The following is a 15,014-nucleotide window of genomic DNA, read 5'->3' as shown; positions in this document are numbered from 1 at the left end:
ATCCAAATCTTTTACAAAAAACTTTTAAACCAAATAATACAAGAACGTCGCCCTTAAAGCGGGTGCAAAAGTAACACTCTTTTATCGCTTTCCAAATCTTTTTTAAACTCTTTTTTAAAGTATTTTTTAAAGTGCTGATGGTGAACATGAAAGATAGCACATTTTTTTTTATTTTGGAGCATTTACTATTTAAGTGAAGAACTCAATACCTGAAATTTGAAACTAATGCTAACCACTACCTCTCTAGCCCCGGTTGAAATGGAAAGCCTTGTGCCGGATTGTTGTATTTTTTCTTGACAAAAAAAAGCAACCAACGGGAGCTCTTTTATTGACGTAGAAAAAAACAACAAAACCAACAAGCTTGGAATGGAAGACGGGATAAAGCTTCTAAAGATTATTTAACGCGAATGGTCCATTCAAAATCCATTTCAGAAACTTGTTCTCCATTTTGATTCGTACCAATTGATTTCATCCAAACGGTTTGACCTTGCCTCGTTGCTATTGCTTGTTGGACAGTTTTTTCAATTAACTGACCGTCGTGACAAGTAAAGGTAATTCTGCCCGTAGCCTTTTTTGTGAAATTTCCTTTATTATTAGCCACGAGCATGGATATTTTTTGACCACTTTTTTTAATTTGATACATGACCAGGGCTCCAGTGGTCAATTCTGCCGCCATTGCTTGAACGGCAAAATACATGGAATTAAATGGATTTTGATTAAACCAACGGTGTTTGACGGAAGCAACACAGCGATTCTCTTCAATTGACGAGACGCGAACACCACTCCAAAATGCGGAGGGCAATTTGAAAAACAAGTATTTATTCATATTTCCTGCCGTAAACTGCTTCATCGTTGCTATTTTTTGTAAATATAGTGCTAATTCAACTATTTTAAAAAGTTAAAATTATGTTAATATTCAGTACTGTGCGTTACATGATACCTTCTTTTAGCCATATATTTGCATAGGATATTATTATATACTTTTAATTATGACATCACAAAACGAAAAAACCACCGCAGCACTACTCCATTTAAGTGCCTTTGCAAAATACCTCATCCCGTTTGCAGGTATTGTTGCCCCTTTAATTATATGGCAAACAAAAAAACATGAGTCAAATTATATTGATGCAACCGGAAAATCGGTTATCAATTTTCATTTGAGTATACTTGTTTACAGTTTTATTATTGCCGTGGTTATTGCGGTATTATTTTTAGGTACTATCATCAATTATATTGAATTAGAACGTGCCGGGGGTGATATTGTTCCGGTAAACCTCATCACAATTGGCATTGTTTCATTAGTGTTTTTAGGAATATGGACTTTAATCGAATTTATCCTCATCATTCTTGGGTCGGTCAAAGCCAATGAAGGCATTATTTATCGATATCCATTGACCATTACATTTATCAAATAAGGTTTCAATCATCAATCAATCAAAAATCGAACAGTTAATTAAAAAAACAACCCATGAATTATGAACATTGAAAACACGAAAGCTCAGATGCGGAAAGGTGTTTTAGAATTCTGTATTCTTTCTGTCTTAAAAGAAAAAGAAGCCTATACCTCGGAAATTTTAGACACTTTAAAAAACGCAAAATTACTGGTTGTAGAAGGGACAATTTACCCGTTACTAACTAGGTTAAAAAACGACGGATTACTCAGTTATCGTTGGGAAGAATCCACATCGGGTCCGCCCAGAAAGTATTATGGGTTAACCGAGTTAGGAAAACAATTTTTAAACGAACTAAACAGCACTTGGGGAGAATTAGCAAGTGCCGTTGAAACCATCACCAATCAAAACTAAAAAGTCATGAATAAAACAGTCAATATAAATTTAGGAGGTTTATTTTTTCACATCGACGAAGATGCCTTTCAAAAACTAAATCGTTATTTCGATGCTATTAAGCGTTCACTTTCTAACGCTTCGGGGCAAGACGAAATCATGAAAGATATCGAAATCAGGGTGTCAGAACTTTTTTCACAAAATAAAGAGACAGACAAACAAGTCATCACGTTAAAAGACGTGGATAATATGATTTCTGTGATGGGACAACCGGAAGATTATCGTATGGATGAAGAAAACGAACCAACCTCAACAGGAAGATCGAGTTATTCTAAATCAAATAAAAAATTATATCGCGACATCGATAAGAATATTTTAGGCGGAGTTTCCGCAGGATTAGGCCATTATTTTGGCATCGATGCGTTATGGATTCGTTTAGCGTTAGTTTTAATTGTGATTGCTGGTGTTGGATTTCCAATCTTTTTATACTTTCTACTTTGGATTTTAATTCCAAAAGCACAAACAACGACCGAAAAACTTCAAATGACTGGAGAACCAGTTACTATTAGTAATATCGAGAAAAAAGTGCGGGAAGAATTTGCTTCATTTTCCAGTAAAGTAGAAAATGCCGATTATGATAAAATGGGAAACCAAGTTAAAACTGGAGCGGAAAAAGTAGGCTCTGCCGTAGGAGAAGTTTTCATGACGATTTTCAACCTATTTGCTAAAGTAATTGGAGCGTTCATTCTAATCACTTCCTTACTAATTTTAGGCTCCTTATTAATAGGTGGTTTAACTTTTGGCTCAACCACTTTTGTAGACATGCCTTGGCAAAGTTATTATGATGCCGTTATCATTAGTGAATTTCCAATTTGGTTAGTGGTTTTATTAGGAATATTAGCCATCGGAATTCCAACTTTTTTTGTAATGATTTTAGGACTGAAACTACTCATTACCAACATGAAATCGATTGGTAACATTGCCAAATACACCTTGCTTGCCTTATGGTTGATTGCTGTAGGAACCCTCATCACTTTTGGTATTAAACAAGCTACCGAAGTGGCTTATAGTGGTAAAGAAGTGCAAAAAGAAATCTTAGCCTTTACTAGTGCCGATACCTTACAGATTCAATTTAAATTCAACGATTATTATGATAAGGAATTTAGATATAATAACTTTGAAGTAACACAGGATGAAAATGGAAAAGAAATTTTGTACTCTAATGATGTCAGTATTGAATTAATGTATACGGATGAAACCACTCCTTTTTTACAAATAGAACGAAAAGCAGAAGGAAATTCGATGCTAGATGCTAAAAAAAGAGCTTCAAAAATTAAATACAATTTTAAATTTGAAGGAAATAAGTTAATTTTAGATAATTATTTCATCACCGATTTAAAAAGCAAATACCGAAGTCAAGAAGTAGAACTGTTTTTATATTTGCCAAAAGGAACTTTATTTAAAGTGGATAGTAGCGTGAAAGAATATGACGAATCAAATAATGGTTTTTTTAACTTACATTTTAGTTCCGATACATTCCTCTATAAAGTAGCCCCACAAAAAATTTATTGCTTAAACTGTCCCAACGAAGAAAACGAATACAATGACATCGTTACAGATACCATTCCAAATTCATCTACCTCTATAACGATAGATCAAAACGGAATTCAAATCAGAGAAGATAACAAACCCGTTGAAAACAAAGAATTCAAAGGTTTAAAAATTGACGAAAAAGGTATAATCATTAAAACGAATTAAGCTATGATAAAATTTATTATTTACCTCACCAAAACCATCGTGGCTCTTTTAGTTGCTTTATTAGTGAGTTCTTGTCAATATTCATTTGATTTTGGCGACTCGGTCAAAGGAAGTGGAAATGTAACGACGGAAACCCGCCAAATTTCAGAAGACTTCACCAATATAGAAGTAAGCCGAGGTATTGAAGTAGAAATTACACAAAATTCTAGTAAATCTGTGGAAGTCAAAGCGGATGACAACATCATCAACTACATCATCACGAAGGTGGAAGACGGAACCTTACTTATTACCTTAGACAAATCAATTAAAAATTCAAGTACAAAAAAAGTAATGATAACGATGCCATCGATCGAATCACTTCGTACCAGTAGCGGCAGTTCTATCGAAAGCAACAACACCTTAGTTGTTTCAAAAATAGATCTTAGAGCCAGTAGCGGAAGCGAAATTAACCTTAGTATCGAAGCGGAAGACATCAAGTGTGAAAGCAGTAGCGGAAGCGACATTACTTTGGAAGGAAAAGCTTTGAAGTTAGAAACATCCTCTTCTAGCGGAAGCGATATTGATGCTCAAAACTTATTAGCAAATGACGTAGTGGCAAAGTCGTCAAGCGGAAGTAGTATTGAAATTCATCCTATTTTAAGTTTAAATGCCAAAGCATCAAGTGGTGGCGATATCAAGTATTACAAAAATCCAAAGGTAATTAACAAAAAAACGTCTTCTGGCGGAAGCGTATATTCCAATTAATTATAGGTACAAATACCAACAAATAGTACAATATCTTCCTTAACATCCCGTTTTTAATCGGGATGTTTGTTTATATTTGTTCTCTAAAAGCTCAGAAAAATGAAAAAAACGTACTTATTACTTATTCTGATTTTAATTTCTACTGTAACTTGGAGTCAGAAAAAAGAAAAAATCAAAGCCTCTAAAATTGTCACGGTTTCTCAAAAAGAAATCGGCAATTTTGATAGCCTAGAAATTCAAGATGAAATAGATGTTTTTTTGGTAAAAGGAAGTAGTTGTGGTATTGAAATTGAAGCCGATGACAATACACATGAAGTTTTTGAATTTAAATTAAGTGGTTCTGTTTTACGAATTAGCTTAACACATGACATTTCTGGAGCTAAAAAAACTAGTGTTCGAATTACCTATACCGACGATTTTAGAATGCTAGTTGCCAAAGGAGAGGCAGACGTTACTGCACTTGCCGAAGTTAAATTGAACGACATCACCTTTAAATGTTATGACCAGGCGAGGCTGTTTTTAAACGCAGATTGTAAAAATTTCACCTTAATTGCCAATGATAAATCGAAAGTAGAAATCAATCTAAAGGCAGAAGATGCCGTAGTAGAATTGAGCAAAAACAGTAATTTAAAAGCCTTGATTAATACTACGAATCTAAAATGTGATATGTACCAAAAATCTACGGCGATAATAGAAGGCGACAGTGCCGATTTAAAATTGCGTTTGGACAATTATTCTGAATTTAATGGCAAAAAATTAAACACAAAAACAGCAAGTTTGTTGGTAGAAGCCGATTCAAAAAATAGCGTTGCCGTTAGCACAAAAATGACGTTAGAAGCATCTGGAAAATCAGAAACGAATTTATATGGCGAAGGAAAAGTAGATTTAAAAAAATTTACTGACCAAGCGGTTTTGTTTAAAAAATTAAATAAATAAAGTACAACTATTACTAGTTTGTTTTACTATTCAAAAAAGTCCTTGCTATTTACTGGCAAGGACTTTTTTGATTGCGGCATTTCTTTTTTAATCGAAAAAAAGCCACTATTTTATAAAAAAAAAGAGATTCTCACAAGGACAATCTCTTTAGTCGGGGTGGCAGGATTCGAACCTGCGGCCTCCTGCTCCCAAAGCAGGCGCGATAACCGGGCTACGCTACACCCCGAAAAACATTCAAAAAAACAATAAAACTTGTTTTTACTATTTTCCTGTTTTTTGAGGTTGCAAATATAAAACTAATTCTGGGTTTTACAACTTAAAAAGTAAAGAATATTTCAAAATTTAAAAACTGCTAAAAGTAATTTAAAATTGCAACTATTTTTCGATTAAAACTTATCTTTGCACTTCAATTTTCAATAAAATAAGTATGTCTGATACAATAGAAAAAGTAAAATGTTTAATTATTGGTTCTGGTCCAGCGGGCTATACGGCAGCTATTTATGCGGCTAGAGCAAATATGTTTCCGGTTTTATACCAAGGAACACAACCTGGTGGACAATTGACAACTACAAATGAAGTAGAAAATTGGCCAGGAAATCCAGAAGGAATAACAGGCCCAGAAATGATGATTGGAATTCAAGCACAAGCCGAGCGTTTTGGAACCGATGTCCGCGATGGATGGGTAACCAAAGTAGATTTTTCCGGACCAATTCATAAGGTTTGGGTTAATGACACAAAAGAAATTCATTGTGAAACCGTAATTATTTCTACGGGAGCTTCTGCAAAATATTTAGACATTCCTTCTGAACAACATTATTTACAAACTGGCGGTGGCGTTTCTGCCTGTGCCGTATGTGATGGTTTTTTCTACCGAAATCAAGAAGTAGTAATTGTTGGTGCTGGTGATTCCGCTTGCGAAGAAGCACATTATCTCTCTAAATTATGTAAAAAAGTAACGATGTTAGTAAGAAGCGATAAATTTAGAGCCTCTAAAATCATGGAAGCAAGAGTTCGGAAAACCGAAAACATTACTATTTTAATGCACCATGATACGGTTGAAGTGATGGGAGACGGTCAAGTGGTGACTGCAGTAAAAGCACTAAACAAAACAACGAATGAAGAAATCATAATTCCAGCCACTGGATTTTTCGTGGCGATTGGTCATAAACCAAATACCGATATTTTTAAGGCATATTTAAACTTAGACGAAACAGGTTACATCATCAATATTCCGGGAACATCCAAAACAAATGTCGAAGGCGTTTTTGTGGGTGGCGATGCTGCAGATCATGTTTACAGACAGGCCGTAACGGCAGCTGGAACAGGCTGCATGGCAGCATTAGATGCGGAACGTTATTTAGCGGCTAAAGAATAAGCTCACTTGCTCCAAAAATTATAATCCCGATTTAAATCGGGATTTTTTTTGGCTTTCTAAGAAATAAAACACGCTTTTTCATTTCTAAATTGAATCTTATTTCATGAAATCGATTTAGTTAGTAACTCCTTCAAAAAAGATTTGTTTTCCCCAAAATTACTTAGTAAATTTCCTTAAATTTGTAGAACAAAACCAATACTTTAAACCATGTTGATAATAGGGATAGCCGGCGGTACCGGAAGTGGTAAAACAACCGTTGTTCACCAAATCATGAACGAACTTCCTGACACCGAGGTGGCAGTTATTTCTCAAGACTCATATTATAAAGAAACCAATAATTTAAGCTATGAAGAGCGAACAAAAATTAATTTTGACCATCCGAGAGCCATTGATTTTGAATTATTAGTAGACCATCTCAAACAACTCAAAGCGGGCAATATCATTGAACAACCTGTTTATTCGTTTGTGACCCATAATCGAACAGACGATTCCATTGTGACACATCCTAGAAAAGTAATGATTGTAGAAGGGATTTTAATCCTTTCTAATCCTGAACTTCGCGATTTGTTCGATATTAAAGTTTTTGTCCATGCTGATTCGGATGAACGATTAATTCGTCGATTAAAACGTGATATCGCTGAACGAGGTCGCGATATGGACGAAGTACTCAATCGGTATCAAAACACCCTGAAACCGATGCATCAACAATTCATTGAACCAACGAAAGCATACGCAGATATTATCATTCCAAATGACAAATACAATACCGTAGCTATTGATGTGGTTCGTGCAGTCATTAACCAACGAATCTTATAAGTATGAATTTCTTCCAACGTTTTAAAGAAAATAATCCGTGGTTTAAATATGTTGGAAATCGATATGTTTTGGTATTGCTATTCTTTGCGGTGTGGATGCTTTTTCTGGACAATTATTCCTATATCGAACACCGTGTTTTAAACAAAGAGTTGGAAGAACTCGAAACCAATAAAGAATATTACCAAGACGAAATAAAAAAGGATTGTTTAGATATCAAACGACTGAACAATCCGGATCAAATTGAAAAATATGCTCGTGAAAAATATTATATGAAACGAGATAGCGAAGATATTTATATCATCGAATTTGACGAAGAATTGCCAAAAGAAGAAAACAATAAATCACTATAAAAATGGCAAAGCAGCTATTTGACGAATTTGATTCCATTTCTCCTAAACAATGGAAACAGCAAATTCAATACGAACTAAAAGGGGCCGATTACAATGAAACATTGGTTTGGGAAAGCCCAGAAGGAATTAAAGTAAAACCTTTTTATCATGGTGAAGAAGACAATTTAAAATTTGAGAACCTTCATGCCGATGGTTTTCAAATTATTCAAAACATTTATGTTTATGATGTAACAAAATCTAATGCTAGAGCAAATGAAACAATTCAAAGAGGTGCAGAAGCTATTCGGTTTACCCTAGAAAATGCAGAAATTAACCTTAACGAATTAATGCAAAATCTTCCGACTGAAAAAGTTACTTATTATTTTAATTTACTTTTTCTCTCTGCCGATTTTATTAAAAAAGTAGCCGCCTTTGCAACAGAAAAACATTTTATAATAGTGGTTTTAGTTGACCCCATAAGTCAGTTAGCCAAAGACGGAAATTGGTTTGAATCGTTAGAAAAAGATTTCAAGGCTTTACAAACTAGTTCGTCCTTGGGAATTCCGTTTTTAAGCTGTAAAATAGATTTATATCAAAATGCGGGAGCGACTATGGTTCAACAATTGGCCTATGCAATCGCTCAAGCGAATGAATATTTCAATCGATTAGAATCCATCAATTCGCCCATCACTTTTGAAGTGGCCGTGGGAACAAATTACTTCTTTGAAATTGCGAAACTAAGAGCTTTACGATTGCTTTTTCAATCCCTAGCAAACGAATACAATCCTGCTTTAGAATGCCACATCATCGCGATTCCTACCAAACGCAACAAAACCCTTTATGACTATAATGTCAATATGTTGCGAACAACCACCGAATGCATGAGTGCCATTTTAGGCGGAGCAAACGGCGTTTCAAACCTAGCTTACGACGCTCTTTATCATAAAGACAATGAGTTTGGAGACCGTATCGCACGCAATCAATTACTTGTTTTAAAACACGAAAGTTATTTTAACCAAGTACATAATCCAGCAGACGGAGCCTATTATATTGAAAGTTTAACCGCTCAACTCGCAGAGAAAGCTCTGGAACTTTTTAAAGATATTGAAGCTAATGGCGGATTAATTACGCAATTAATTGAAGGCACCATTCAGCGAAAAATCAATGAAAGTGCTCAAAAAGAGCAAGAATTATTTGATTCTGGCAAAGAAGTTTTATTAGGCACAAATAAATATCCGAATAAAAATGACAAGATGAATCACGAATTAGAGTTATTTCCATTCGTGAAAAACAATCCTCGTAAAACATTAATCACCCCAATTATTGAAAGAAGATTAGCAGAGAAATTAGAACAAGAACGGCTAAAAACGGAAGAATAAATGATAATTGGATTTTCTTCAATTCTCTTTTACTAGTTTACTACTAATTATTCTTATCAACTATTTTAAATTTTGTAATTTTAAGAAAAAAAACATGGAAGTAATAAGACAATTTATTAAAGTGAAAAACCATAAAATAAATATCACTTTACCCGACAATTTTACAGCCGATGAAGTTGAAGTTATCATATTTGCAAAAAATGAAAATGACTTTCAAATTACAGAAGATCAAATAAAGCTTTTGGACGATCGAGTTAATGATCCTGAATCGGAATACATTGCATCGGCAGAATCTTTAAAGAAAATTAAAGAAAAATATGGGTTTAAGATTATTGTTTCTAAAAAAGCTCAATCTGAAATTGAAAATGCAATTGAATATTATGCAGAAATAAATTCAAACCTTGCTTTAAATGAAACGTATTCTAAAATTGAAATTAATCCATTCTATTAAATAAAACTTAAAAATTATAGAGCAGTATCACTATCAAAATTTCCTTTTATATTGTTTTTTGTAATTGATGAAGATAAAAAAATTAAAATTCTATCTTGTTTTAACACCTCAAGAAATCCAAAAAAATACCCAAAATAGTTTTATAACTATGAGAAAAAATATCCAACATTTGAAATTAGTCGAAAGTCAAAAGACTAAAGTTGAAAGTAAAGAAAGCTTTCAAACTGCTGAACAAATTGAATTAAAATCAAACTATTCAAAATCTGACTCAGAAAAACTTGAACACCTCAATTTTGCCGCAGGTTTTGCACCTAATCTTCGTGGTCCGTATTCAACGATGTATGTTCGCCGACCGTGGACGGTTCGTCAATATGCAGGATTTTCAACCGCAGAAGAAAGCAACGCTTTTTATCGAAGAAATTTAGCAGCTGGTCAAAAAGGACTTTCGGTCGCTTTTGATTTGGCAACCCATCGAGGCTACGATTCTGACCATGAACGCGTGGTTGGCGATGTTGGAAAAGCAGGTGTTGCCATCGACTCAGTGGAAGATATGAAAGTGCTATTTGACCAAATTCCATTAGGTGAAATGTCGGTTTCAATGACTATGAATGGAGCAGTTTTGCCAATCATGGCTTTTTATATTGTAGCCGCCGAAGAGCAAGGCGTAGCACCCCATTTACTTTCTGGAACAATACAAAATGATATTTTAAAGGAATTTATGGTGCGAAATACCTACATTTATCCACCATCTCCTTCGATGAAAATCATTGCTGATATTTTTGAATATACCAGTAAGCACATGCCAAAATTCAATTCTATTTCTATTTCGGGTTACCACATGCAAGAAGCAGGAGCTACTGCCGATATTGAGTTGGCCTATACCCTAGCGGATGGTTTAGAATATATCCGAACAGGATTAGCAGCAGGAATGGATATTGACACCTTCGCTCCTCGCCTCTCTTTTTTCTGGGCCATTGGAATGAATCATTTTATGGAAATTGCAAAAATGCGAGCGGGGCGAATGTTATGGGCAAAACTGCTCAAACAATTCAATCCAAAAGATGCAAAATCATTGGCTCTTCGAACCCACTGTCAAACATCGGGTTGGAGTTTAACAGAACAAGATCCCTTTAATAATGTGGCTCGTACGTGTATTGAAGCGGCCGCTGCTGCTTTTGGCGGAACCCAATCGTTACATACCAATGCCTTGGATGAAGCCATTGCTTTACCAACCGACTTTTCTGCTCGAATAGCTCGGAATACACAAATCTTTTTACAAGAAGAAACTAAAATTTGCAAAACCGTCGATCCGTGGGCAGGAAGTTATTATGTAGAAAGTCTGACCAATGAAATTGCAGAAAAAGCGTGGGCTTTGATGGAAGAAGTGGAAGAATTAGGCGGAATGACCAAAGCAATAGAAGCTGGAATCCCAAAATTACGCATCGAAGAAGCTGCCGCTAGAAAACAAGCCCGAATTGACAGCAGTCAAGATATTATTGTGGGAGTGAACCACTACCGTTTGGACAAAGAAGACCCGATGGTGATTTTAGATGTGGATAATCAAATGGTTCGAAAACAACAAATCGAACTTTTAGACCAGATAAAAGCAACGCGTGATAACGAAAAAGTAAACACTTGTTTGGCAAAACTAACCGAATCAGCCAAAAACGGAACAGAAAATTTATTATCTTTAGCCATAGAAGCAGCCCGAAACAGAGCAACCTTAGGTGAAATTAGTGATGCCTTAGAAGAAGTTTTTGGTCGCTATAAAGCACAAATTAGAACCTTTAGTGGCGTGTATAGTAAAGAAATAAAAAACAACGAAAGCTTTGAAAAAGCAAAACAATTAGCAAATGACTTTGCGAAAAAAGAAGGTCGTCGTCCGCGAATTATGATTGCCAAAATGGGACAAGATGGCCATGACCGCGGAGCCAAAGTGGTGGCAACGGGCTATGCTGATGTCGGTTTTGACGTAGATATTGGTCCGTTATTTCAAACACCAGCCGAAGCAGCAAAACAAGCAGTAGAAAATGATGTCCATATTTTAGGTGTTTCCTCCTTAGCAGCCGGCCATAAAACCTTGGTGCCGCAAGTAATTGCCGAACTAAAAAAATACGGTCGAGAAGACATTATGGTTATTGTAGGTGGCGTTATTCCTCATCAAGATTATCAATTTTTATTTGATGCTGGAGCCGTAGCTGTATTTGGTCCTGGAACCAAAATTAGCGAAGCCGCAATTAGTATTTTAGAGGTTTTATTAGAAGAATAAAACATACTAAAAAGTATATTTCAAGAAGCAGTTGTAAGATTCATTTTTACAACTGCTTTTATTTTACCTAAAAAAATTTGTTTGCAAAAGGATATTTAAGTGAATTAACCATCGTGAAGTAAAGCTTTTTTTGGTATTTTTACTCAAAATCAATTGGAATGAAAATCATGATCATCAATGGTCCAAATTTAAATTTACTGGGCAGTCGAGAACCTTCTATTTATGGAAATCAATCTTTTGAAACGTACTTCAACGAATTACAATCTAAGTTTCCGCATGTTAATTTAACTTATTTTCAAAGTAATATCGAAGGAGAACTCATCGATAAATTACAAGAAACGGGTTTTGATTATGACGGCATTATTCTCAATGCAGCGGCTTATACGCATACTTCTATCGGAATAGGTGATGCCGTTAAAGCAATTGCGACGCCAGTGGTGGAAGTACATATTTCCAATACGTTTTCACGCGAAAGCTTTCGACACCAGTCCTATTTATCTGCTCATGCAAAAGGAGTCATCATCGGATTTGGTTTAAAAAGTTACGAATTAGCTCTTTTATCTTTTTTAGCCAATTAATTATTTAATATCGATTACATGAAGAATCAATTGTTCTATTTTCTTGCCTTTTTTTTGGTTGGAATTTCATTTGTTGCCAATGCCCAAGTGAAAGGTAAAATTACCGATGAAAAGGGTGAGCCATTGCCTTTTGTGAGTATTTATATTGAAAATACCTATATCGGAACGACTTCTAACGAAAATGGTTTTTATGAACTCAACGTCCAAAATAAAGAACAAGTAAAGTTAGTTTTTCAATATTTGGGCTATAAAACCCAAAAACATATCTTAAACATCACGAAATTTCCTTTCTATTTTGATATTATTTTAGAGGAAGAAAATTATAATTTGAATGAAGTAATCGTTAATTCAAAAGACAATCCCGCCAATGCCATCATTCGAAGTGCCGTGGCCAATCGGAAAAAAAATGCAGAAAAAACAGCTCGTTTTACAGCCGATTTTTATTCTCGCGGAATTTTTAGAATGAAAAACGCCCCTAAAAAAATTCTCGGACAAGAAGTCGGCGATTTTGATGGAGCGTTAGATTCGACCGGAAGTGGTATTTTATATCTCTCAGAAACGGTATCAAAAATTACATTTCAAAAACCAGACAAATTAAAAGAACGAATCATCGCCTCAAAAATTAGTGGAAAAAGCAACGGTTTTAGTTACAATACCGCTCAGGCTACTTCCTATGATTTTTATGATAATTCAGTTGAATTAGGCATCAATATGATTTCGCCAATTGCCGAAAATGCTTTTGCATACTACAAATATACCTTAGAAGGAACTTTTTATGATGACAATAAAAACCTCATCAATCGTATCAAAGTCACACCAAAACGAGATGCTGAACCTGTTTTTGAAGGCTACATTTTTATTGTAGAAGACAGTTGGGCTATTTACGGAATTGACTTAACCACCAAAGGGTATCGGATGAAGGAAGAGTTTTTAGACGATATGAATTTAAAACAGAGTTTTAGTTATAATACATCTAACGCATTGTGGGCAAAAAACTCGCAAAGTTTGACCTTTGAAGCGGGTGCTTTTGGGATTAAATTCAACGGAAAATTCACCTACGTGTATAGCAATTATGATTTTAAAGAACAGTTTGAAAAGAAAACCTTTTCACGAGAAATCCTAAGTTTTGAAGAGGAAGCCAACAAAAAAGATTCATTATATTGGAAGACGATGCGGCCTATTCCGCTTACCGAGGAAGAAAGCAACGATTATATTCGGAAAGATAGTATTCAAACCTTGCGAAAATCAAAACCCTATTTGGACTCTATCGATGCAAAAAACAACAAATTTAATCTCTTAAAAGTCTTATCCGGCTATAGCTATCAAAATTCAATGGAAGATTGGACCCTTCGCTACGACGGGGTACTCAAACTAATTCATTTCAACACCGTTCAAGGTTGGCATATTTCCACCGGACTCTCCTACATCAAACGAAACGAAGAAACACGAAAATATATGAATTTTGGTGTAAATTTTAATTACGGTTTTTCAGAAGAACGTTTTAGAACAACGGGTTTTTTTGGGATGCGATTAAACACCAAAACAAACAGCTTTCTTAACATTACCGGCGGAAGTAAAGCAGCACAATTCAACAGTTCTAATCCAATTAGCAATTTAATCAATACGATAAGCACGCTCGGATTTGAAGACAATTACATGAAATTATATGAAAGTAATTTTACGAAAGCAGCTTATCAGCAAGAAGTTATCAATGGTTTGTATGTAGTTGGCTCTTTAGAATATAGCGAGCGAAAACCACTTTTTAATACAACCGATTATGTTTTTATCAATCAATCAAAAGTGTATACGTCTAATAATCCATTAGATCCGGATGATTATTTGAATCCGGCCATTGAAAAACACAATCTTTTTAAAGCTAATTTAAATGCACGAATTAATTTCGGACAAGAATATTTGTCCCGTCCTGACGGAAAATTTAATATGCGAAATGAAAAATACCCTACTCTTTTCGTAGGCTATGAAAAAGGATTTGCAGGAAATGAAACCGGATATAACTATGATTTTATTGCAGGTCGCCTTTATTACGAAAAAACAGTGGGTAATAAAGGAAGTTTTGCCATCAACCTAAAAGGCGGAAAGTTTTTTGATGCCGAAACCATTTCGTTTGTTGATTACAGACATTTTAATGGAAACCAAACGCATGTGAGCACGGCCGACCGTTATTTAAACGAATTTAATTTGATGCCTTATTACAGTTACAGCACCAACGATTCGTATATGGAAACCCATATTGAACATAATTTTGAGGGTTTTATTATGAATAAAATTCCGTTGTTGAATAAATTGAAATCGACGATGGTTTTGGGCTATCATCAATTGGCAATTCCGCACACAAAACCGTATCAGGAATTCAGTGTTGGTTTAGACAAACTTGGTTTTGGTAAATTTAAAATGCTTCGTGTAGACTATGTCCGTTCGTATAATGGAAGTGCGTATTTGGGTGACGGAGTGATGTTTGGAATGAAGTTTTTGGGGGTTTTGGAGTAGGTTTTTCTGAGCTATGAATTATAAGTTAGGAGTTATGAGTGGCGGTGATGGAGTTAAGAATTATGAGTAGCAGGGAGCGAAAACGAT

14 protein-coding genes and 1 tRNA gene are annotated in these 15,014 nt (G+C 34.9%); 13 read left to right on the top strand and 2 right to left on the bottom strand.

Going from position 1 to position 15,014, the window contains the following annotated elements; all coding sequences use genetic code 11:
- Positions 1-394: 394 nt before the first annotated feature.
- Positions 395-850: a DUF4442 domain-containing protein gene (locus PHR76_RS09260; RefSeq protein ID WP_300061398.1), complete on the bottom strand. Its 456-nt coding sequence runs from the start codon at positions 848-850 to the stop codon at positions 395-397.
- Between the two features lie 139 nt (positions 851-989).
- Here PHR76_RS09260 and PHR76_RS09255 point away from each other — a divergent pair, with 139 nt between their 5' ends.
- From PHR76_RS09255 to PHR76_RS09235, 5 genes are all read left to right on the top strand, one after another.
- The gene (locus PHR76_RS09255; protein ID WP_300061395.1) at positions 990-1,415 is read left to right on the top strand and encodes a DUF4870 domain-containing protein; all 426 of its coding nucleotides are present in this window, start codon (positions 990-992) and stop codon (positions 1,413-1,415) included.
- 60 nt (positions 1,416-1,475) lie between these two features.
- A complete protein-coding gene (locus PHR76_RS09250) occupies positions 1,476-1,805 on the top strand; it encodes a PadR family transcriptional regulator (RefSeq protein WP_300061392.1) in 330 nt (109 codons plus the stop codon).
- 6 nt (positions 1,806-1,811) lie between these two features.
- A complete protein-coding gene (locus PHR76_RS09245; protein ID WP_300061390.1) occupies positions 1,812-3,542 on the top strand; it encodes a PspC domain-containing protein in 1,731 nt (576 codons plus the stop codon).
- Positions 3,543-3,545: 3 nt separating this feature from the next.
- Positions 3,546-4,286, top strand: coding sequence for a head GIN domain-containing protein (locus PHR76_RS09240; protein WP_300061387.1), 741 nt, complete (start codon positions 3,546-3,548; stop codon positions 4,284-4,286).
- Positions 4,287-4,385: 99 nt separating this feature from the next.
- Complete coding sequence (locus PHR76_RS09235; protein WP_300061384.1) at positions 4,386-5,222, top strand: DUF2807 domain-containing protein; 837 nt, start codon at positions 4,386-4,388, stop codon at positions 5,220-5,222.
- A gap of 151 nt (positions 5,223-5,373) precedes the next feature.
- On the opposite strand, the gene PHR76_RS09230 is transcribed toward PHR76_RS09235, so the two are convergent.
- Positions 5,374-5,448, bottom strand: a tRNA-Pro gene (locus PHR76_RS09230).
- Between the two features lie 201 nt (positions 5,449-5,649).
- Here PHR76_RS09230 and trxB point away from each other — a divergent pair.
- From trxB to PHR76_RS09190, 8 genes are all read left to right on the top strand, one after another.
- Entirely contained in the window at positions 5,650-6,597 is a 948-nt protein-coding gene (trxB, locus tag PHR76_RS09225; RefSeq protein WP_300061381.1) for a thioredoxin-disulfide reductase, read from the top strand.
- A gap of 207 nt (positions 6,598-6,804) precedes the next feature.
- Positions 6,805-7,413 carry a uridine kinase gene (udk, locus tag PHR76_RS09220; protein ID WP_300061378.1) on the top strand — a complete coding sequence of 203 codons (609 nt, stop codon included), beginning with the start codon at positions 6,805-6,807 and terminating at the stop codon, positions 7,411-7,413.
- A gap of 2 nt (positions 7,414-7,415) precedes the next feature.
- On the top strand, positions 7,416-7,763 hold the full coding sequence (locus PHR76_RS09215) for a septum formation initiator family protein (protein ID WP_300061374.1): 348 nt from the start codon (positions 7,416-7,418) through the stop codon (positions 7,761-7,763).
- A gap of 2 nt (positions 7,764-7,765) precedes the next feature.
- Entirely contained in the window at positions 7,766-9,121 is a 1,356-nt protein-coding gene (locus tag PHR76_RS09210; RefSeq protein ID WP_300061372.1) for a methylmalonyl-CoA mutase subunit beta, read from the top strand.
- 94 nt (positions 9,122-9,215) lie between these two features.
- A complete protein-coding gene (locus PHR76_RS09205; protein ID WP_300061370.1) occupies positions 9,216-9,572 on the top strand; it encodes a hypothetical protein in 357 nt (118 codons plus the stop codon).
- Between the two features lie 67 nt (positions 9,573-9,639).
- Positions 9,640-11,841, top strand: coding sequence for a methylmalonyl-CoA mutase (scpA, locus tag PHR76_RS09200; protein WP_300061367.1), 2,202 nt, complete (start codon positions 9,640-9,642; stop codon positions 11,839-11,841).
- A 158-nt stretch (positions 11,842-11,999) separates the two neighbouring features.
- The gene (gene aroQ / locus PHR76_RS09195) at positions 12,000-12,419 is read left to right on the top strand and encodes a type II 3-dehydroquinate dehydratase (RefSeq protein ID WP_300061365.1); all 420 of its coding nucleotides are present in this window, start codon (positions 12,000-12,002) and stop codon (positions 12,417-12,419) included.
- A gap of 18 nt (positions 12,420-12,437) precedes the next feature.
- Positions 12,438-14,927: a DUF5686 and carboxypeptidase regulatory-like domain-containing protein gene (locus PHR76_RS09190; protein ID WP_300061363.1), complete on the top strand. Its 2,490-nt coding sequence runs from the start codon at positions 12,438-12,440 to the stop codon at positions 14,925-14,927.
- The last annotated feature ends 87 nt before the right edge of the window (positions 14,928-15,014 follow it).

Origin of the sequence: Flavobacterium sp., from assembly GCF_028689845.1 — a bacterium.
Taxonomy (GTDB): domain Bacteria; phylum Bacteroidota; class Bacteroidia; order Flavobacteriales; family Flavobacteriaceae; genus Flavobacterium.
Note: the sequence above shows the minus strand (reverse complement) of the source record. Positions and strands in the feature narration are given on the sequence as shown.